General features: G+C 66.6%; 23 protein-coding genes. 17 read left to right on the top strand and 6 right to left on the bottom strand.

Features of this window, described 5'->3' with window-relative positions:
* Positions 1–5: 5 nt before the first annotated feature.
* The 3 genes from EYZ64_RS09855 to EYZ64_RS09845 are packed head-to-tail and all read left to right on the top strand — an operon-like array spanning position 6 to position 3,191.
* Positions 6–353, top strand: a complete 348-nt coding sequence (locus tag EYZ64_RS09855) for a hypothetical protein (protein ID WP_135453274.1) — start codon at positions 6–8, stop codon at positions 351–353.
* 3 nt (positions 354–356) lie between these two features.
* The gene (locus tag EYZ64_RS09850) at positions 357–1,661 is read left to right on the top strand and encodes an alanine racemase (protein ID WP_135453273.1); all 1,305 of its coding nucleotides are present in this window, start codon (positions 357–359) and stop codon (positions 1,659–1,661) included.
* Positions 1,662–1,670: 9 nt separating this feature from the next.
* Positions 1,671–3,191, top strand: a complete 1,521-nt coding sequence (locus EYZ64_RS09845) for an aldehyde dehydrogenase family protein (protein ID WP_135453272.1) — start codon at positions 1,671–1,673, stop codon at positions 3,189–3,191.
* A 100-nt stretch (positions 3,192–3,291) separates the two neighbouring features.
* On the opposite strand, the gene EYZ64_RS09840 is transcribed toward EYZ64_RS09845, so the two are convergent.
* Together EYZ64_RS09840 and aroQ are read right to left on the bottom strand one after the other, a co-directional pair.
* Positions 3,292–3,669 (bottom strand): hypothetical protein, encoded by a 378-nt coding sequence (locus tag EYZ64_RS09840; protein WP_135453271.1) that lies wholly within the window; start codon positions 3,667–3,669, stop codon positions 3,292–3,294.
* Positions 3,666–4,118 (bottom strand): type II 3-dehydroquinate dehydratase, encoded by a 453-nt coding sequence (aroQ, locus tag EYZ64_RS09835; RefSeq protein WP_286174718.1) that lies wholly within the window; start codon positions 4,116–4,118, stop codon positions 3,666–3,668. Before aroQ ends, EYZ64_RS09840 begins: the two co-directional genes overlap by 4 nt.
* Before the next feature lie 62 nt (positions 4,119–4,180).
* Here aroQ and EYZ64_RS09830 point away from each other — a divergent pair, with 62 nt between their 5' ends.
* From EYZ64_RS09830 to whiB1, 3 genes are all read left to right on the top strand, one after another.
* Positions 4,181–4,570 (top strand): YchJ family protein, encoded by a 390-nt coding sequence (locus tag EYZ64_RS09830; RefSeq protein WP_135453270.1) that lies wholly within the window; start codon positions 4,181–4,183, stop codon positions 4,568–4,570.
* A 35-nt stretch (positions 4,571–4,605) separates the two neighbouring features.
* A complete protein-coding gene (locus tag EYZ64_RS09825) occupies positions 4,606–5,568 on the top strand; it encodes a diacylglycerol/lipid kinase family protein (protein ID WP_135453269.1) in 963 nt (320 codons plus the stop codon).
* A 258-nt stretch (positions 5,569–5,826) separates the two neighbouring features.
* A complete protein-coding gene (gene whiB1 / locus EYZ64_RS09820; protein WP_003882795.1) occupies positions 5,827–6,081 on the top strand; it encodes a transcriptional regulator WhiB1 in 255 nt (84 codons plus the stop codon).
* A 187-nt stretch (positions 6,082–6,268) separates the two neighbouring features.
* Here the strand turns inward: whiB1 and EYZ64_RS09815 are convergent, their stop codons facing one another.
* Together EYZ64_RS09815 and EYZ64_RS09810 are read right to left on the bottom strand one after the other, a co-directional pair.
* Entirely contained in the window at positions 6,269–7,768 is a 1,500-nt protein-coding gene (locus EYZ64_RS09815) for a sensor histidine kinase (protein ID WP_135453268.1), read from the bottom strand.
* Between the two features lie 32 nt (positions 7,769–7,800).
* Positions 7,801–8,016, bottom strand: a complete 216-nt coding sequence (locus tag EYZ64_RS09810; protein ID WP_135453267.1) for a biotin/lipoyl-binding carrier protein — start codon at positions 8,014–8,016, stop codon at positions 7,801–7,803.
* A 135-nt stretch (positions 8,017–8,151) separates the two neighbouring features.
* Here EYZ64_RS09810 and EYZ64_RS32750 point away from each other — a divergent pair, with 135 nt between their 5' ends.
* Positions 8,152–8,244, top strand: coding sequence for a 50S ribosomal protein bL37 (locus EYZ64_RS32750; RefSeq protein WP_003882799.1), 93 nt, complete (start codon positions 8,152–8,154; stop codon positions 8,242–8,244).
* An 82-nt stretch (positions 8,245–8,326) separates the two neighbouring features.
* Here EYZ64_RS32750 and rsrA read toward each other — a convergent pair whose 3' ends face one another.
* Both rsrA and EYZ64_RS09795 read right to left on the bottom strand, forming a co-directional pair.
* On the bottom strand, positions 8,327–8,632 hold the full coding sequence (gene rsrA / locus EYZ64_RS09800; protein WP_135453266.1) for a mycothiol system anti-sigma-R factor: 306 nt from the start codon (positions 8,630–8,632) through the stop codon (positions 8,327–8,329).
* Positions 8,629–9,276 carry a sigma-70 family RNA polymerase sigma factor gene (locus tag EYZ64_RS09795; protein ID WP_167857768.1) on the bottom strand — a complete coding sequence of 216 codons (648 nt, stop codon included), beginning with the start codon at positions 9,274–9,276 and terminating at the stop codon, positions 8,629–8,631. The genes rsrA and EYZ64_RS09795 overlap by 4 nt, the downstream gene beginning before the upstream one ends.
* 205 nt (positions 9,277–9,481) lie before the next feature.
* Between EYZ64_RS09795 and ybaK the strand changes: the two genes are divergently transcribed.
* From ybaK to EYZ64_RS09750, 10 genes are all read left to right on the top strand, one after another.
* The gene (gene ybaK, locus EYZ64_RS09790) at positions 9,482–9,973 is read left to right on the top strand and encodes a Cys-tRNA(Pro) deacylase (protein WP_135453265.1); all 492 of its coding nucleotides are present in this window, start codon (positions 9,482–9,484) and stop codon (positions 9,971–9,973) included.
* A 119-nt stretch (positions 9,974–10,092) separates the two neighbouring features.
* Positions 10,093–11,208 carry an acyl-CoA dehydrogenase family protein gene (locus tag EYZ64_RS09785; protein WP_135453264.1) on the top strand — a complete coding sequence of 372 codons (1,116 nt, stop codon included), beginning with the start codon at positions 10,093–10,095 and terminating at the stop codon, positions 11,206–11,208.
* 2 nt (positions 11,209–11,210) lie between these two features.
* Positions 11,211–12,407, top strand: coding sequence for an acyl-CoA dehydrogenase family protein (locus EYZ64_RS09780; protein ID WP_135453263.1), 1,197 nt, complete (start codon positions 11,211–11,213; stop codon positions 12,405–12,407).
* A 5-nt stretch (positions 12,408–12,412) separates the two neighbouring features.
* The gene (locus EYZ64_RS09775; protein ID WP_135453262.1) at positions 12,413–14,833 is read left to right on the top strand and encodes a CaiB/BaiF CoA-transferase family protein; all 2,421 of its coding nucleotides are present in this window, start codon (positions 12,413–12,415) and stop codon (positions 14,831–14,833) included.
* Positions 14,834–14,900: 67 nt separating this feature from the next.
* Positions 14,901–15,821 carry a LysR family transcriptional regulator gene (locus tag EYZ64_RS09770; RefSeq protein WP_135453261.1) on the top strand — a complete coding sequence of 307 codons (921 nt, stop codon included), beginning with the start codon at positions 14,901–14,903 and terminating at the stop codon, positions 15,819–15,821.
* 19 nt (positions 15,822–15,840) lie between these two features.
* Complete coding sequence (locus EYZ64_RS09765) at positions 15,841–16,386, top strand: M15 family metallopeptidase (protein ID WP_135459920.1); 546 nt, start codon at positions 15,841–15,843, stop codon at positions 16,384–16,386.
* 91 nt (positions 16,387–16,477) lie between these two features.
* The gene (locus EYZ64_RS09760) at positions 16,478–17,326 is read left to right on the top strand and encodes an SDR family oxidoreductase (protein ID WP_135453260.1); all 849 of its coding nucleotides are present in this window, start codon (positions 16,478–16,480) and stop codon (positions 17,324–17,326) included.
* Between the two features lie 73 nt (positions 17,327–17,399).
* Positions 17,400–18,398 carry a DUF222 domain-containing protein gene (locus EYZ64_RS32375; RefSeq protein ID WP_286174717.1) on the top strand — a complete coding sequence of 333 codons (999 nt, stop codon included), beginning with the start codon at positions 17,400–17,402 and terminating at the stop codon, positions 18,396–18,398.
* Positions 18,371–18,928: an HNH endonuclease signature motif containing protein gene (locus EYZ64_RS32370; protein WP_286174716.1), complete on the top strand. Its 558-nt coding sequence runs from the start codon at positions 18,371–18,373 to the stop codon at positions 18,926–18,928. Before EYZ64_RS32375 ends, EYZ64_RS32370 begins: the two co-directional genes overlap by 28 nt.
* A 101-nt stretch (positions 18,929–19,029) precedes the next feature.
* Positions 19,030–19,818 (top strand): class I SAM-dependent methyltransferase, encoded by a 789-nt coding sequence (locus tag EYZ64_RS09750; RefSeq protein WP_135453259.1) that lies wholly within the window; start codon positions 19,030–19,032, stop codon positions 19,816–19,818.
* Positions 19,819–19,821 lie beyond the last annotated feature (3 nt).

The following is a 19,821-nucleotide window of genomic DNA, read 5'->3' as shown; positions in this document are numbered from 1 at the left end:
ATCGCATGCCCCCCACCTGTCTACATCTTCCGATCCTTGCCGGACAGACACCCGCAACCGAGGCATTCCTGGCCGAATTGGACGGCCCTCGCGCTGAGGCCTATGCCGCATCACAACACGAACTCGAAGTGACCAAAGAGGCCTGGTTCATCGTCCGATCCGGAGCTGACGACGTCTTGGTCGCCTACCTGGAATCGGTCGACTTCTCGGTGGCACTGCACCGGATGAGCGCGTCGTCACGACCGTTCGACCGGTGGTTTAAAGAACATCTGCGCACGTGCACGGGACTCGATCTCGACAATCCCCCGGCCATGTCACTGCCGGAACTGGCCGCCTACTACACCGAAAGCTGAAATATGAAAACACTTCTCGATCGCGCCTTCGAACTCAATCCCGCGATGCTCGGCACAGCAGTTGAACTGCACCAGGCAGGTGCGATTCCATCTGCGACGCAGATGATCGACCTGGACGTGATCGCCCAGAATGCTCGCCGTACCGCCGCGGCCGCCGAGGAAAACGGACTGCGGGTGTATGCCATGACCAAACAGAACGGCCTGAACCCCTTTATGACCAAGGTGATGCTCGAGTGCGGCATCCCGTCGACATGCGCTGTGGAAACGCTTCAGGCACACCGGATTCACCGCTATGGGTTCCCTCTAGGCAATGTCGGTCACATCCAGAACATCCCGGCGGCCCAGGTTTCGGCGGTGGTGTCGATGCGTCCCGAGTTCATCACCGTCTACACCTACGAGGCCGCCCAAAGGGTCTCCGCCGCCGCGTCGCGCCTCGGGATCACGCAGCGGCTGTATGTACGGGTAACCAATCAGGTATCGACCGGAACAGCGATTGTCGGTGTCGACGACGGCGCGTTCAGCGGGCTTGTCGGCGGCTGGACCGAGGACACCTGTGTTGCGGGAATCCGTCCGCTGCTGGAACTGCCGAACGTCGAGGTCGCGGGGCTGACCCAGTTCTCCGCGATCAGCTACGGCGAGACCGGGGATCCGTCAGTGGTGAAACCCACGGCGGCATTCTTCACCATGCTGCGGGCCAAGGAGCTGCTGGAAAAAGAGCTCGGCCTGCGCGATCTCCATCTCAACGTCGGTGGCAACGCCAACGTCGGAACGTTTCCGGTGCTCGCGAGCTACGGCGTCACCGAGGTCGAGCCGGGAGTATCGCTAGCCGGCTCCGGGGGCTTCCACGCCAAGCAGGACATGGCCGAACGGCCAGCGCAAGTCGTGGTCACCGAGGTAAGCCACTATTGGGGCGACAACGTCTACACCGCCGGCGGCGTCTTCAGCTTCGTCTCCGATCTGTACGACCCCGAGCCCATGTCCGCCGCGGCCGGCACCGATCTCGACTCCGCACGGCAGTGCCGGATTCCTTACCTCTACAACGAAATGGTCGATGCCCACGGTGTATTCGGGTCCGGGGAGCCGGCGCCGGCGATCGGTGACACCGTGCTGGTGGTGCACCATCCACAAGCGTTCCTCGAACGTGGGTACACCGCAGCCGTCAGCGGTATCGCCACCGGCGAGCCGCGCGTCGAGGGGATCTTCGACGCCGCGTGCAACCAGCTCGACGAGAACTTCAATGTGCTACCGCTGCAGCACACACTCGACCAACTTGATGCGGTGGGCCGGCGCTACCGCGAGGAGGGCTGAGGACAAACCATGACGTCTACGACAACCGATACGGTCACCGTTGCCGGCCATACCCTCCTACCAGCCGTCGCCCGCTTCCTACACGGCCCAAAGCGACTGCTCATCGGCGGCGATTGGACCGACTCCGGTTCTGGCCAAACCTTTTCGACCGAAGACCCCGGCACCGGACTACGCCTCGTCGATGTCGCACGGGCTGACACTCACGATGTCGACCGAGCCGTGCGATCTGCCCGACGTGCCTTCGACACCGGAGTCTGGCCCACACTGAAACCCAACGAGCGCGAACGCCTGCTGTGGCGTGTCGGTGATCTGCTCTCGGAGCGCGCCGAAGAGGTCGGCCAGCTGGAGGCTCTCGACAACGGAAAATCGGCTGCAGTCGCCACGGCCGTCGATGTGGCCTGGGCCGCCGATGTATTCCGCTACTACGCCGGCTGGTGCACCAAGATCGAGGGCACGACGGTCGATGTTTCCATGCCGTTCGTCCCCGGCGACCAGTTCCATGCCTACACCCTGCGTGAGCCCGTGGGCGTCTGTGGACTCATCGTGCCCTGGAACTTCCCGATCCTGATGGCGGCGTGGAAGCTTGCTCCCGCTCTGGCCGCCGGCAACACCGTCGTGCTCAAACCGGCTGAACAGACCCCTCTTTCGGCTCTTCTGCTGGGCGAGCTCTTCGTCGAGGCCGGCTTTCCCCCGGGTGTGGTCAACGTGGTGACCGGGTTCGGCGACGCCGGTGCCGCGCTGGCCGCACACGACGGCGTGGACAAGATCGCGTTCACGGGTTCCACCGAGGTCGGCAAACGGGTGTTGGCGGCGGCCAGTGGCAACCTCAAGAAGGTGTCACTTGAGTTGGGTGGGAAGAGTCCCAATATCGTGTTCGCCGACGCCGATCTCGACGCCGCGGTGACCGGTTCGCTCAACGCCTGGCTGTTCAACCACGGCCAATGCTGCGTCGCCGGAACTCGATTGTTCGTCGAGCACCACATATTCGACGAGTTCACCGCCGCGGTGGCCGACGCCGCGTCACGCGTCACGATCGGCCACGGCCTCGACCCCGCCACACAGCTCGGGCCGCTGATCTCACAGAGCCAGTTCGACAAGGTCACCGGCTATCTGACCGCAGGACTGGCAGACGGGGCACGCGCCCTGTGCGGCGGAAAGCGGTGGGGCGACCAAGGCTACTTTGTCGAGCCGACCGTATTCGTCGACGTACAACCCGAATTCAGCGTAGTGGCGGAGGAGATCTTCGGCCCGGTAGTGGCCGCCATGCCGTTTCGAGCCGATGATGATATCGCCTCTGCCGCCAATGACTCGATCTATGGGCTGGCCGCAGGCATCTGGACGCGTGACATCTCCAGAGCGCATCGGCTGGCCCGGCAACTGCACGCCGGCTCGGTGTGGATCAACCAGTACAACGGCTTCGACACGGCGATGCCGTTCGGTGGATACAAGCAATCAGGGTGGGGCCGGGAGCTGGGTGCATCGGCGCTCGACCTCTACACCCAGATCAAAGCCGTCAACATTGCGTTGTAGCGGCTCCCGGTGCTGCGAGTCGGGCCGGAGCCCCGGCCCGACTCGCAGCCTCGATCAGCGACACGTCACGCACCGCACCCTGGTCCGCCGAGCGCAGCGGTTAGCCGCGTCCGGCGATCCAGTCCACCGCAGACGGGCTGAACAACAGGCCCAACGTCACCAGGCCGAGCAGTCCGATCAGTAGGCCGTACACGATGTGGTGCGAGGTCACGACGTACCAGGCCACCGGTAGCAACAACAGGTTGGCCGTCACCGCGATGCCCCTGCCCCAACGGCGTCCGGTGATCAGCGCCCAGCCACCGGCCAGGACGCCGCCACCGATCAGCGCACCCCAGATCGCGGTGCCGTAACCGCTGACGATGTGCTGGTCGGCGCCGGCCACCGCCCGCACCAGCAGCACGACCGCCCAGACCAACAGGACCACCCCTTCGGCGGCGGTCAGAAAACCTGCGTACCGGATGGCAGGCGGCTGGGTCATGACTGCCGCTCCGCCAGGTAGCGCACCGCGTACTCGTATCCGGCCGGTCCGGCGCCGGCGATCACCACCTCGGCGACGGCCGACACATACGAGTGGTGCCGGAACGATTCCCGGGTGTGGATGTTGCTCAGGTGCACCTCCACCACCGGCAGTTCGGCGGCGCTCAGCGCGTCGCGAATCGCCACCGAGGTGTGGCTGTAGGCCGCGGGATTGATCACGATGCCCGTGCAGTCCACGCGGGCCGCCTGGATGGCGTCGACCAGCACGCCCTCATGATTGCTCTGCACCGCGCGTACCTCGAAGCCGAACCCGGCGGCCACCTCTGCCACCCGCTGCTCGATCTGAGCCAGGGTGGTGGATCCGTAGATTTCGGGCTGCCGGGTGCCGAGCATGTTGAGATTCGGCCCGTTGACGAGCAACAGACAAGGCTTCACAGGGCGTTCGGTCACCTCCGTACGGTACCGGCGCAGGGGTCCCGGCAGGCAAGACGCCGGCCTGCCACACTGACCGCGTGTCGAGCGTCAACCTCTGTCCGTGCGGTACCGGCCGCCGCTACACCGACTGCTGCGGGCCGCTGCACACCGGCGCCCGCCGGGCCCCCACGGCCGTCGCACTGATGCGATCGCGGTTCAGCGCCTTCGCCGTCGGTGACGTCGGCTACCTGCTGGCGTCCTGGCATCCCGACACCCGCCCCGCCGACCTGACCCTCGACGAGGCCATCACCTGGCGCCGGTTGCAGATCGTCGACACCGACGCGGGCGGTGAGGCCGACGACAGCGGCGTGGTCGAATTCCGCGCCCAGTACGTCCACGGCGGCGGCCGGCACATCCTTCATGAACGCAGTCGTTTCGAACGGGTGAAGAGCGAGTGGCGCTACCTCGACGGGGAGCTCTACGAATAACGGCGGGACACCTTGCCCGGTTAGGCTCATGCCCCGTGCGTGCCGTGCTGATCGTCAACCCGAACGCCACTTCGACCACCCCCGCGGGTCGCGACCTGCTCGCCCATGCGCTGGAAAGCCGGGTGACGCTGACCGTGGAACACACCAACCACCGTGGTCACGCCATCGAAATCGCCCGAGACGCCACCCGTGACGGTGTGGACGTGCTGATCGTTCACGGCGGCGACGGCACGGTCAACGAGGTGGTCAACGGCGTGCTCGGGGATTGTGGCACCCGCCCCGATCCCGCCCTGGCCCCCGCTGTGGCGGTCGTCCCGGGAGGATCTGCCAACGTCTTTGCCAGGGCACTCGGCATCAGCCCCGACCCCATCGAGGCCACCAATCAGCTCGTCGACCTGCTCGGCGGGTATCGGATGGGGCGTCCGTGGCGCCGCATCGGCCTGATGGACTGCGGCGAGCGCTGGGGCGTGTTCACCGCGGGGATGGGGGTGGACGGTGACGTAGTGGCGGCCGTCGAGGCCCAGCGCGAGAAGGGCCGCAAGGTCACCGCATCGCGCTACATCCGGGTGGCGGTGCGCGAGATGCTGGCCAGCGCACGCAAGCACCCGAGCCTGACGCTTCAGCTGCCGGGCACCGACCCCGTCGACGGAGTGCACTTCGCCTTCGTGTCGAACTCCAGTCCGTGGACGTATGCGAACAGCCGCCCCGTGTGGACGAACCCCGAAACCACGTTCGATACCGGCTTGGGCGTGTTCGCCATCACGAGCATGAACGTCTGGGCGAATCTGCGGGTGGTCCGCCAGATGGTGGCCCGCAATCCGCGCCTCGAAGCCAAGCACCTGATCCGTGACGACAATGTGTCAGCGGTCACCGTGACGAGTAACACGCCTGTCGCATGCCAGATTGACGGAGATTACATCGGCAAGCGCGAAACCATGACGTTCACGTCGGTTCCCGAGGCGCTGAGCGTCGTCGCACCGACAAAGAAAAGTGATTGACCTGCACAAACACACCGATTAAGGTGGAATTAGGGCGCAGCTAGTTCTGAAGTGTAGTACACAGGAGTGAGCGGTCCGGTCACCGACCCACCCAGTGACTTTGCCCACGTGTTAACTCAATGCTATTGACATCTGTTCAGCCTGTGAAAGCATCAATGCAACAGTGCAGAAACATTCGTGTGCACGCGTTAACAGCCGAAGAAAATCTAGTGCGCTTCGCCGCGCACGCATGACATGTCTAACAAGGAGTTTGATCTTATGGATTGGCGCCACAAGGCCGTCTGTCGCGACGAAGATCCGGAGCTGTTCTTCCCCGTGGGAAACAGTGGCCCGGCGCTTGCTCAGATCGCCGACGCGAAGCTGGTGTGCAACCGTTGCCCCGTAACCACTGAGTGCCTCACCTGGGCCTTGGACTCCGGCCAGGACGCCGGCGTGTGGGGCGGGATGAGCGAAGATGAGCGTCGTGCGCTCAAGCGTCGCAACGCCCGCACCAAGGCCCGCACCGGAGTCTGACCTTCAGTCCAGACCCCGACGCAAGCTATGGCCCCGACGAATGTCGGGGCCATAGCTTATTTTTGTGGCAATTATCGATGGCAAATTGCGTAATAGTCGTCACATTTCGTTTTTGACGCAACTGCGTAATTACTTCATTGGTACTGACGTCCCACTGTGGACGCCCTGTGAACCCTGACGGCGGGCCTCACTGGATCCCGCGACTGCGACGACCGATCGGCACCCGCAGCACCACATCGGTTCCGCCCGAGGCGACGTCATGCATGCCCAGCGACCCGTCCAACTCCGCGGTGACCAGCGTCCGGACGATCTGCAGACCCAACCGGTCGGCCTTCTCCAGGCTGAACCCGTCGGGCAACCCACGCCCGTCATCGTGCACCACGACATCGAGCCAGCGGGCCGAACGCTCGGACCGGATCGTCACGCAACCCTGGGGTGTATTCGCGTCGAAGGCGTGCTCGATCGCGTTCTGCACCAATTCCGTGATCACCATGATCAGCGCCGTCGCGCGATCGGCGTCGAGCACGCCGAGGGCGCCCTCGCGGTTGATCCGGATCGGGGTGTCCACCGAGGCGACATCGTTCATGATCGGCAGGATCCGGTCGATCACCTCGTCGAGGTTGACCTCCTCGTCGACCGACATCGATAACGCGTCGTGTACCAGCGCGATCGAGGACACCCTCCGCACCGACTCGATCAGCGCCTCCCGGGCCTCCAGATTGTTGGTGCGGCGCGCCTGCAGCCGCAGCAGGGCGGCCACGGTCTGCAGATTGTTCTTCACCCGGTGGTGGATCTCCCGGATGGTGGCGTCCTTGCTCAGCAATGCACGGTCACGTCGTTTGACCTCGGTGACGTCGCGGATCAGGACGGCGGCGCCGACCGCGGCGCCGTGCACGACCAGCGGCAGCGTCCGCAACAGCACCGCCGCACCGCCGGCGTCGACCTCCATGCGCATGCTGGAGCCGCCCGCGAGCGAGTCGCGCACGTGGTTGGCCAGTTCCTGGGCCTCGAACGGGTCGGAGATCAACGGCCGGGTCACGGTGACCAGATTGTGCCCGTCGATTTCGGAGGCCAGTCCCATGCGGTGATAGGCCGAGATGGCGTTGGGGCTGGCGAACACCACGTCGCCGACCTCGTCCAGCCGGATGAACCCGTCACCCACCCGCGGGCTGGAACGCGACATGGCCAGATCGCCGACATTGGGGAAGGTGCCCTCGGACAGCATGTGCAGCAGATCGCTGGCACAGTCCAGGTAGGCGCCCTCCAGCGGGCTGGCCATCCGGCGGGCGGCGAGCGCGGTCTGGTGCGTCAGCACCGCGACCACGTGATCGCGGTGCCGCACCGGCACCGCTTCCACGTTCAGCCCGGGCAGGTCTGCCGAATGTCGTTGCGTACCACCGTTTCCCCGCCCGATCGCCCCGGACTCGAAGGCCGTGGTGATGACGTGCTGATCCGCGGCGGCCGCCAGCGTGCCCACCGAGTCGGCGAGCAATACCGTCGGGGCGGTGTTCGGGCGCACCTGCGCGACGCACACCAGTACGCCGTCGTCGCGACGCACCCACATCAGGTAGTCGGCGAACGACAGGTCAGCCAACAGTTGCCACTCCCCGACCACCGCATGCAGATGGTCCACCGCGCTGCCGGGCAGCACGGTGTGCTCGGCGAGCAGGTCACCGAGGGTGGACATCAGTCAGCACCTTTACCGGGGCTCTGCGGCGTCTATTCGATCACCGCGATGAGATCGCCGGCCTGGATCACGTCGCCCTCGGCCACGTTGACCTTGGTCACGGTGCCCGCGACCTCGGCGAGGACCGGGATCTCCATCTTCATCGACTCGAGCAGCACCAGGGTGTCCCCCGCACCGATCTGATCGCCCTCGTGAACGACGACCTCCAGCACACTGGCCACGATTTCGGCGCGAACGTCCTCGGCCATCTTCACCCCACTTCACTCCGGCTGCTACGCGACTACTTCTGCGGCCTATATCGAACCACAACACCGGGTGGTGAGCGCCGCCCCCGGGTCATGAGACACTAGGGAGCAAGCTCTTACACCATCTGGAGGATCATCATGGCCAAGCGTGGCCGCAAGAAGCGGGACCGCAAGCACTCGAAGGCGAACCACGGCAAGCGCCCCAACGCCGGTTCGAAGTCAGTGCGCTAGCCACTTCGGCTGACTGTGACCGCCCGACTCCCTTCGGAGATCGGGCGGTTTGTCGTCGGGCCACTCGGAGCCGGCTGCCCCGTCAGCCCTGGATGATCGTGGTCCGGCTGATCTGGATGCGCAGCCGCTCCCGCAGGCCCTCCGGGGCCTTCTCACCGCTGCACTTGGCCGCGATGAGCCGCTTGACCCGCTCCTCGACCCCGTAGTGACGCAGGCAGGCCGGGCATTCCTCGAGGTGGTGCTTGAGCTTGTCACGGCTTTCGGCCGTGCATTCACCGTCGAGCAGCGTCCATACCTCAGCGATCACCGCGGCGCAGTCCGGGTGCTCGGGATCAACGGGACCGACCGGCGGGGTCCAGCGCTCGTCCTCATCGCGCTTGTCACTCATGACGAGACCTCCTCCGGCTCACCAAGCTGCTGACCTCGGATGAAGCCGCGATCCCTGGCCACATCCGCCAGCAGTTCGCGCAGCTGCTTGCGGCCGCGGTGCAGTCGGGACATCACAGTCCCGATGGGAGTATCCATGATCTCGGCGATCTCCTTGTAGGGGAAGCCCTCGACGTCGGCGTAGTACACCGCCATCCGGAATTCCTCGGGCAACGCCTGCAGCGCTGCCTTGATCTCGGTGTCTGGCAGCGCCTCCAGTGCCTCGACCTCCGCTGATCGCAGCCCGGTTGAAGAATGCTCGGCATTCGCGGCCAGCTGCCAGTCGGTGATCTCGTCGGTCGGGTACTCAGCGGGTTGACGCTGCTTCTTGCGGTAGCTGTTGATGTAGGTGTTGGTCAGAATGCGGTACAGCCACGCCTTGAGGTTGGTCCCCTCGCGGAATGACCGGAAGCCGGCGTAGGCCTTGACCATGGTTTCCTGCAGCAGGTCCTCGGCGTCGGCGGGGTTGCGGGTCATCCGCAGAGCGCCGCCGTAGAGCTGGTCCAGCAGCGGGATGGCATCACGTTCGAACCGGGCGGTCAGCTCGGCATCAGTTTCGGCAGTCGGCTGCGGCGTGTCAGGCTCAGCCTGCTCGACGTCAGTCATCGTGGGAAACACCTTCCCTTCTGTCACGGCGCCACCAAGAGGTCCGGAATACCAGTAGGTATCCGGCGGCCGTTCCAGGCATACGGTTGGCACCAGAATCCTCCTTACAGATCCTAGAGCGTGCTACCGACAAGTAGCGCTGAGCAGGTGTCGAGAGCAATAACAGCATGCGGGGGCCCCGATGTTCCCGGCTACGCTGAGCGCCGTGGCACGCGCAGCAACACCCGCGATCGCAGCTCTGGTGGCGGCCGGTATCGACCACGAAGTGGTGGCCTACCAGCACGACTCCCGCAACGAGTCGTTCGGCGACGAGGCCGTGGCCCAGCTGGCGGCCGGCGGCATCGTCGCCGAGCAGGTGTTCAAGACGTTGGTCATCGCATTGCCCAAGGGACTGGCGGTGGCGGTACTGCCGGTACCGACCAAGCTGTCGCTCAAGGCCGCGGCGGCCGCGTTGGGCGTTCCGAAGGCAGAAATGGCGGATCCGGCGGCAGCGCAGCGGTCCACCGGGTACGTCTTGGGCGGGATCTCCCCGTTGGGCCAGCGCAAGCGCCTGCCGACGGTTGTCGACACCTCGGCGCTGGCCTTCGACAAGGTGCTCTGCAGCGCCGGCAAACGCGGCTTGGACATCGCGCTGTCACCCGAGGACCTGATCCGCGCGACATCGGCGGTGACAGCCGATATCGGCGTTCCCGCCTGAATTCCGGTAAGACGGCGACACCGGCATGTCGCAATCGGAAACGTGTGGGTGTGCGAATGCGTGATTTACACCACGGCCGAGGCCAGATTGCATGGACCCGACGAGGAAGGCGGGTGCACATGACGATCAGCGTGGCCGAGCGAGCGGAACTGGCCGCCGCGGTCTCCGGGTTGCTGCACGACGAATGCACCGAGCAGGACGTGCGCCGGGTGATGGGCACCGACGACGGGTTCGATCGCCGGTTGTGGCGCAAACTCGCTGCCCAGGGCGTCACCGGCCTGCTGGTCGACAGCGAGTACGGAGGCGTCGGGCTCGGCGCCCTCGAGCTCGAGGCCGTCGCCGAAGCGACCGGGGCCGCGCTGCTGCCGGCTCCGTTCCTGTCCAGCGCGGTGCTGGCGTCGGCGCTGATCGGTGCGGCCGGTACCGAAGACGACAAGCGACGACTGCTGCCCGGCCTGGTCGAAGGGACCTCGGTGGGGACCGTCGCGGTGACCGGCTCCCGCGGGACCTGGGCGCCGGAGGGCGTCGCCGTACGCGCCGCGGCCGCCGACGCCCCGGGCGACGCCGACCACACACTGACCGGCAACGCGCACTACGTCATCCACGGTCAGGTGGCCGACGTGATCCTGGTCGTGGCCCGCGTCAACGGAGACTTCGGCATCTTCCAGATCGCTCCCGGCGCCGACGGCTTCGAGCGCACGGCCGCAACGGTTTTCGATCCGACCGTCCCACTGTCGACGTACACGTTCGACGCCACCCCGGCCCGCCGCATCGGCACCACCGGATGGGACGCGGTGCAGGAGGCCCTCGACCTCGCGTTGATCGCGCTGGCCGGCGAACAGGTCGGCGGGACCCGGCGAATCTTCGACATCACCGTCGATTACCTCAAGACCCGGATTCAGTTCGGCCGCCCCATCGGCAGCTTCCAGGCCCTCAAACACATGGCCGCCGACCTGCTGGTGCAGGTGGAATCAGCCACGTCAGCCGCCCAGCACGCCGCGGCCGAACATGACGCGCGAAGCGAAAAGGCCAGTGGCGCAATCGCTCTGGCTGGTTTCACGTGCGCGGAGGCCTACCGCACCACCACCATGTCGGCGATCCAGATGCACGGCGGTATCGGGTTCACCTGGGAACATCCGGCACACCTGTTCCTGCGCCGGGCCCGCACCGGTCTCCAATTGTTCGGCGGCTCCGATCTGCACCGCGAGCGCTACCTCTCGTCGAAAGGCGCCTGAAGATGACGGCGAACAACCTGCCCAGCGCCGATCAACTGCGTACCGAGGTGCGCGACTGGCTCGCCCAGAGTTGGGCCGGGTTACCGAAATCCACCGATCCGTGGGTCAGCTCGCCCGAGCGGGTGGCCTGGCTGCAGAAGGTGCTCGACGCGGGCTACGCCGTGCCGACGTACCCCACCGAATGGTTCGGGCGGGCGTACCCGAATGCGCTGGCCGCGGTGATCGAGCAGGAATTCCGGGCGGTCAAGGCCCCCGGTGCGCGCCAGGACAAATACAGCATCCCGGCCAACACGGCACTCAAGTTCGGCACCGACCAACTCAAGAACGACCTGGTGCGTGACTTCCTGACCGAACGGATCCGCACCTGCCTGCTGTACAGCGAACCGGGCGCGGGGTCCGATCTGGCCGCGGTGCGCACCACCGCGGTCCGCGACGGTGACGAGTGGGTGATCAACGGCCAGAAAGTGTGGACGTCGGGTGCCACCACGTCCGAGTACGCGCTGCTGATCGCCCGCACCGACTGGGACGTGCCCAAGCACAAAGGCTTGAGCTTCTTCATGATTCCGATGCGTCAGCCCGGCATCGAGGTCCGTCCGCTGGTCCAGATCACCGGCGAATCGCACTTCAACGAGGTGTTCATCACCGACGCGCGGGTGTCCGATGCCTACCTCCTGGGCGGCGAGGGCAACGGATGGCGGGTGCTGCAGACCGCGCTGGCCTACGAGCGGTCCATCATGGGCGACGGCGGGCGCGGCTCGCGCAACCGGACCCGGGCCGACGACCTCATCGGCCTGGCCCGCGAGCACGGCCGCCTGGAGGATCCGGCCGTCCGCAAGGAACTTGCGAACGTGCTGGCGTTGCGTGAACTCAACTCCCTCAACAACGCCCGCGCCAAAGCCGCAGCGGCACAAGGTACATCCAGCTCGATCATGTCGCTGGGCAAGCTGGCTATGTCGAACATCCTGCATGCGGAGGCACGGCTCAAGACCGAGATCATCGGTGCGGAAGCACTTTTGGCGGGCCCCGACAACCCCGAAGCCGACGACATCAACTTCCTTACCCTCAACGCGTTCTTCACGTCGATCGGCGGCGGCACCGACCAGATCCAGCGCAACATCATCGGCGAGCGGGTCCTCGGACTGGCCAAGGAACCCGAGGTCGATCGCGACATCCCGTTCCGCCAGGCCCGCCGGAGCTGACACCGATGGCCAATCCGGACGGTTACGACCCACCATTGGCCGAGGTTCGCATCCTCGACCTGTCGCGCGGCCCGATGACGGCGGTGGGACGCCTGCTGGCCGACCTCGGCGCCGCGGTGACCCAGGTGCACCTGCCGGGCGTCACCGACGAACCCGCAGGCCCCATCGCCGAGGGCGCCGGAGTCGATCCCGAATCGGTGGGCATCGCGATCAACCGACACGGAGTGGACACCGTCGTCGTCGATCTGTCGACCCGAGACGATCAAAGCCGATGGGTGCAACTGCTGGCCGGGGCCGACATCCTCATCGAGGACACCCGGCCCGGCTCGGATGCCGAAAAGGCCCTGGCGGCACGCAACATTCACGCTGAACACCCGGGCCTGGTGATCCTGTCCATCAGCGATTTCGGCCGGGACACCAGCTACCGCGGCTGGCACGCCACCACCCCGGTGCTGCACGCACTCACCAGTGAGCTGTCCCGCTCGGGCATCCCGGGACGCGAGCCCCCGGTGCCGCCCGCCGCGCAACTGCCCTATCACGTGGCGGCGGCGCAGGCCGCCGTGATGACCATGAGCGTGTACCTGGACCGATTGCGCACCGGTGAAGGCGATTTCATCGACTTCTCGATCCTCGACGGGGCCATGCAGACTCTCGATCCGCCGTACGGGACGGCAGGCACGGCATCGGCCGGCGTGGCATTGAGCGCGCAGAGACGCGACTGGAACGCCGAACGCCTGCGGTACCCGATCATCGCGTGCAAGGACGGGCACGTGCGGATCTGTCTGCTGGCAAAACGCCAGTGGCACGGCATGTTCGAGTGGATGGGCCGCCCCGTTCAGTTCGCCGATCCGTCGTTCGACCGGCTGCGGGTGCGGTTCAGCTCGCCGGAGCTGATGTCTGAGATCGGGCGCTTCTGTGCCGGGCAGACCCGGGCCGAGCTGGAGGTCGCCGGCCAGCGGCACGGGGTGCCGACGGCGGCGGTGCTGACCCTGGCCGAAACCCTCGGCACCGAACAGGTCAAGAGCCGCGGGTACTTCCACGAGGTCGATCTGTCCCCCGGAATGTCGGCGCCGGTGCCGGCAGGTGTCGTCGAGATCGACGGGCACCGGGCCAACACGGTGAACGTGTCCGAGCCCGCGGGGGCCGGCCACCCGCGCCGCCTTGATGTCGCGCCGCTGCTCGCCGGTCGCCGGCGCCGCGACGAGGGCCTGCCGCTGGAGGGGGTGCGCGTACTGGATCTCGGCGTGATCGTCGTCGGATCCGACACCGGACGACTGTTCGGCGACCTCGGCGCCGACGTCATCAAGATCGAGAACTCGGCCTTCCCGGACGGACTGCGCGGCAATCTGACCTCCATGTCGCAGACCTACGCCGCCGGCCACCGAAACAAACGCTCGATCGGCATCGATCTGCGGACGCCGCAGGGCCGGGCGCTTGCGCACCGACTGGTCACCCATTCCGACGTCGTGCTGACGAACTTCAAACCGGGCGTGGCCGAGACCCTCGGAATGGACTACCGGAGCTTGCGGGAACTGAACCCGGGCATCGTGGTGGTCGACAGTTCGGCGTTCGGACCCAGCGGGCCGTGGGCGAAACGGATGGGCTACGGCCCACTGGTGCGGGCGGCCGCAGGCTTTACCGACCTGTGGGTGTACCCCGACGAACCGGAGTCGTTCTGCGACACGGTCACCGTCTACCCCGATCACGTGGCGGCCCGGATCGGTGCCCTCGGCGCGCTGACTCTGCTGCTGCGCCGCGAACGCACGGGCACCGGCGGGTCTGTCAGCGTCGCGCAATCGGAGGTGATGCTGAGCCACCTGGCCGGCGAGATCGCCGCCGACGTCCTGGTGCGTCGCGGGCACGAACCCACGGTCGAACCCGTCCATGACGCCCCCTGGGGCCTGTTTCCGGCCGCAGGCGAGGATCGCTGGCTCGCCGTGACCGTGCGCGACGACGCCGATTGGCACGCGCTGTGCGGGGTGATCGATCGTCCGGATCTCGGCGTGGATGAACAGCTGTGGACCCGCACCGGACGGGACGCCCACCGCAACCGCGTCGACGAGGCCGTGCGTGCCTGGACGTCGCAGCGCCCGGCGACCGAGGCGATGAATCTGCTGCAGGCGGCCGGTGTTCCGGCCGGCGCAGCGCTGCGCGCCGCCGAGGTCGCCGACTGGGACTACTACGTGCAGCGCCGCGCTTTCCGCGAGGAACTGCACCCCCACGCCGACGAGCCGTTCACGATGGAGAACGTGCAGATCCATTCGGATCGCATCGCTGATCCACCACTGCTACAGGCGCCACTGCTCGGCGAGCAGACCCGGGAGATCGCCGCCGAACTGCTCGGCATGGACGATGCCGACATCGACGGGCTGATCAGCGCCGGGGTGCTCGAAGTTCCACAGACCGTGCAAGCGACCGGACGCTGATCACGCATCTCGTACGATTCGGGGATCACACCCCGAATACCGCCCTCGCACAGCCGGAAATGACCGCATGGACTTCACCAGACTCTCCTACTTCGTGGCGGTCGCGGAGGAACTGCACTTCAAGCGGGCCGCCGACCGGCTGAGGATCACGCCTCCGCCGCTGAGCAAGCAGATCAAGCTGCTGGAGAAGGAGCTCGGCGGGCCGCTCTTCGAGCGCAACTACCACGAGGTCCGCCTGACGCCGCTGGGCGCCAAGCTGCTCGGTCCCGCCCGCGAGATCCTGCGCCAGGTCGATGAGTTGAAGGCCACCGCGGTACGGCTCACCGAGGGAGCCGCGACGGTCCGGGTCGGCGCAACCGCTTATGCGCCATCGGATTTCGTGGCGCAGGTCCGGACCGCCGTCGCCAACCTGGCCGTGCCGACCGAGTTCAGTGTTCCCGGGTCGGCTGCGGAGGTGACGGCCAAGCTCGTGTCCGGCCACCTCGACCTCGGGCTGATCCATCTGCCCACCTCCGACAAGCGGTTGCAATACCGCGTGGTGGCCACCTTCCAGGGCGCGGTCGCGGTGCGTTTCGACGATCCGCTGGCGACCGAGGACCTGGTGTCGATCGAGGAATTACGCGATCGCGACGTGGTGATCGACTTCGCCCGGCCCAATCCGGTCATGCTGGCCGGCCTGACCCGTGCGCTGAACGCACGCGGGGTGACGCGCATCGTGCGCACCACCAACCAGTTCGGCGGCGAACTGGAGATGGCCGCCCAGGTGTCCAACCGCCACCTCGTCGCGCTGGTGCCCTACGCACCCGAATCGCTGATCGGCAAGATCTTCTCCCCGCCGGAGTTCACGCTGGTGCCCATCGATGAGAGCACCTGGTCACCGGCCCGGATCGCCTTGGCCTGGGTGCCCGATCGGCTGAAAAACCCGGCGGAGATCGAGGCGCTGGTGGCCGAGTTGGCGTTGGTACTGGCCCGCACGCGGGCGCAGTAATGTGTTTCCGGTGATGCCGATGATGGTGGGGGCAAGTGTGGTCTCGAGCGTCGCCGCACTGGCGGCCCTGCTCGGCACGTCCGCACCGGCACCACAGATCCGTCTCGTCGACGACACCGTCCCGATGACCCAAGGCGACGGATCACTGGCCGACGGGCAGGTCCTGACCCCGTTCGACGTGCAGAACCCGGCGATCGGCCGGCTGGATCCGCGGCTGCTGGCCGCCATCCAGAACGCCGCCAATGCCGCGGCTGCCGACGGCGTGACCATGACGATCAACTCGGGGTGGCGGTCGGCTGATTTCCAGCAGTCACTGCTCGACCAGGGGGTGCAGACGTACGGCAGCCTCGCGGCCGCACGCCAATACGTCCAGACGCCGACCGCGTCCCGGCATGTCACCGGGGAGGCGGTCGATGTCGGCGGTCCGCAGGCCGATCGCTGGCTGATCGCCAACGGTGGGCGCTTCGGGCTGTGCCAGATCTATGCCAATGAGCTGTGGCACTTCGAACTCGTCGCCGACCCGGCGGGCAACTGTCCCCCGCTGCAGGCCGACGCCGCGGGCTGAACCGCGCCGATTTCTACCTGAGGGTTGTGGAAAACGTCGACCAAAGCCCAGGCGTAGAAACTGGCGACCTAGAGGCGCTTATCGTGTCCCTATGACTCTGTCCGGGAAGACCATGTTCATCTCCGGCGCCAGCCGCGGTATCGGCCTGGCGATCGCCAAGAAGGCCGCCGCCGACGGCGCCAACATCGCGCTGGTCGCCAAGACCGCCGAACCGCATCCCAAGCTCGAAGGCACCGTTTACACCGCGGCCAAGGAGATCGAGGAGGCCGGCGGGCAGGCCCTGCCGATCGTCGGTGACGTCCGCGACGGTGACTCGGTGGCAGCCGCGGTCGCCAAGGCCGTCGAGCAGTTCGGCGGCATCGACCTCTGCGTCAACAACGCCTCGGCGATCAATCTCGGCTCCATCGAGGAGGTGCCGCTGAAGCGCTTCGATCTGATGAACGGGATCCAGATCCGCGGCACCTATGCCGTGTCGCAGGCCTGCATTCCGCACATGAAGGGTCGCGAAAACCCGCACATCCTCACCCTCTCCCCGCCGATCCGGCTGGAGTCCGAGTGGCTCAAGCCCACCGCCTACATGATGGCGAAGTTCGGAATGACGTTGTGCGCGTTGGGTATCGCCGAAGAGATGCGGGAGGCGGGCATCGCTTCGAACACGCTGTGGCCGCGCACCCTGGTGGCCACCGCAGCGGTGCAGAACCTGCTCGGCGGTGACGAGGCGATGGGTCGCGCCCGCAAGCCTTCGGTGTATGCCGATGCGGCGTACACGATCTTCAACAAGCCCGCGCGGGAGTACACCGGGCAGAGCCTGCTCTGCGAGGACGTCCTACTCGACAATGGTGTCACCGATCTGTCCGTGTACGACTGTGTGCCCGGATCGGACCTCGGCGTAGACCTGTGGGTGGACACCCCCAACCCGCCGGGATACGTCCAGCCGTAGCCGGGCGCGGCGACCGTCGGCGACAACCTGAAAAACGTTGCTGGGGTGCCAATTCACGACCATTGTCGAACATGTGTTCGAATTGGTCGATCGGCCGGCGCTCGGTGAACTCACTGACGCCGCGCTGATCGATGCCGTCGAGCACCGCACCCGCGCCGAAGCGGTCGAGGCCGCCGGGCGCCTGGCCGCCATCGCCGAGATCGTGGCCCGCCACTGCGACGACGAGGACGACACGTCCGCCTACCGGGCGATCGACGGCTGGGAAACCGCGACCGCCGCGGTCAGCGCGGCGTGCAACCTCAGTCGCGGTGCCGCGTCCGCCCAGATGCGCATCGCCCAGGCATTGCGCGACCGGCTCCCCAAGGTCGCCGCCGTCTTCGCCCGCGGAGACATCTCGGCGAAAGTCGTCTCCACCATCACCTGGCGCACCCAGCTCGTCACCGACGATGACGCATTGGCACTGATCGACACTGCCCTGGCCGGCGCCGCCACCACCTACGGTGCGCTGACCGCAACCAAAACCGAACAAGCCATCGATGTCTGGGTGGAGAAATTCGATTCCGCCGCCGTGCGGAAAACCCGTACCGCCGCCCGAGAACGCGACGTCCACTTCGGCGACCCCGACGATCCCAACGGCACCGTCTCCATCTGGGGACGGCTGCTGGCCACCGACGCGGCCCTGCTCAAGAATCTGCTCAGCACCATGGCACACGGAGTCTGCGACAACGACCCGCGCACCATCGGGCAACGCCGCTCCGATGCGCTCGGCGCCATCGGCGCCGGAGCCGACCACCTCACCTGCCAGTGCGGCAGCCCGGACTGCGAAGCCACCGGCATTGATCCCCGCTCTCGCGCCGTGGTCATCCACCTCCTCGGACAAACCCTGCCCGAGTCCGCCACCAGCACCCACAACGACGACGCCCCAGCCCCGGCGCAACTACCCCGGGACCCACGCATCCACGGCAAACCCGACCCCAGCGACTACCCGCCGATCGCACACCAGCCGTATCCGGCAGTCCCGCAGTCATTCTCGGCGGCGGGGTCGTGCCCGCGCCGCTGCTGGCCGAATTGATCGCCACCGGGGCCACCGTCAAACACGTCACCCACCCCGATGACCTCACCGCCCAACCGCATTACCGGCCCTCATCAAAGCTGGCCGCGTTCGTCCAAATGCGCGACCTCGTCTGCATGTTCCCCGGCTGCGGAGTAGCAGCCCACAATTGCGACCTCGACCACACCACCCCCTGGCCCGTCGGTGCCACCCACCCCGGCAACCTCGGACCAAAATGCCGAACCCACCACCTCCTCAAGACCTTTGAGACCGGTGACAACGGCTGGACCGATGTGCAACACCCCGACGGCAGCCACACCTGGACCGCGCCGACCGGCCACACCTACCAGACCACACCCTTCAGCCAGATCTTGTTCCCCGACTGGGCCAACCACACCCCAGCCCTACCCACACAACCAGCCCCGACAACCACCGCCGACCGGCACATGAAAATGCCGGTCCGCCAACAAACCCGTCAACAAGCCCGCACCCAACGCATCAACACCGAACGCCGACTCAACACCGAACAAGACAAACCCGCGCCCTACTAAGGGAATTCGCGCCAAGAGGCGTTGACGCACCGAACGATGCGCGGATCTGCCCCGCGCACGGACCGGCAGCATCGCGTATCCGTCCAGCTAGGCTCGTCGGTATGCCTGACCCACAAGCCACCAACTGGGCCGCCGGCCGCTACCAGGCCGTCGCCGAACGCATCGCCGTCATCGCCGATAAGGTCATCGCCGCAGCCGATCGGTTGCGGCCGGTGCGTGACACCGCGCTCGTCGATCTGGCCTGCGGTACCGGAAGCGCGGCACTTGCCGCCGCCGAAGCCGGCGCCCAGGTCACCGGCGTGGATCTCACCGCCGAGTTGATCGCCATCGCCGCCGAGCGGCCCGGTGCCGATGCGGTGCAGTGGGTGGTCGCCGACGCCGCGCACACCGGCCTGCCCGACGGCGATTTCGGCACGGTGGTGTCGAACATGGGCATCATCTTCGTCGAGCCCACGAGCCTGGTCGCCGAGGTCACCCGCCTGCTGCCCCCGGGCGGCGTGTTCGCGTTCTCCACCTGGGTCCGCGATGAGGCGGGCAACCCGTTCTTCACCCCGATCGTCGAGACCCTGGGCCGGCCGCCGGCCTCGGTGTATTCGCCCGATCAGTGGGGCGACCTCGACATCGTGCAGGCTCGGCTGGCCGCCGGGTGCGACGACGTGCACTTCGAAACCGGTTCACATACCTGGCAATTCGACTCCGTCGAGTCCGCGGCGCGCTTCATCGCAGACGAATCACCGATGCATGTGGACCTGCTGAGCCGGCTGGACGAGCCAATGCGGGGCCGTCTGCTCGACGCGTTCACCGGCGCGCTGAGTGCACAGGCCGACGAAGAAGGCCGGGTGGCCTTCGACGCACCGTATGCCGTGGTCTCCGCTCGCCGCAGGGCATGAAAC

Source organism: Mycobacterium sp. DL99 (genome assembly GCF_004762045.1).
Lineage (GTDB): Bacteria > Actinomycetota > Actinomycetes > Mycobacteriales > Mycobacteriaceae > Mycobacterium.
This window is presented reverse-complemented; position numbering and strand designations above follow the sequence as displayed.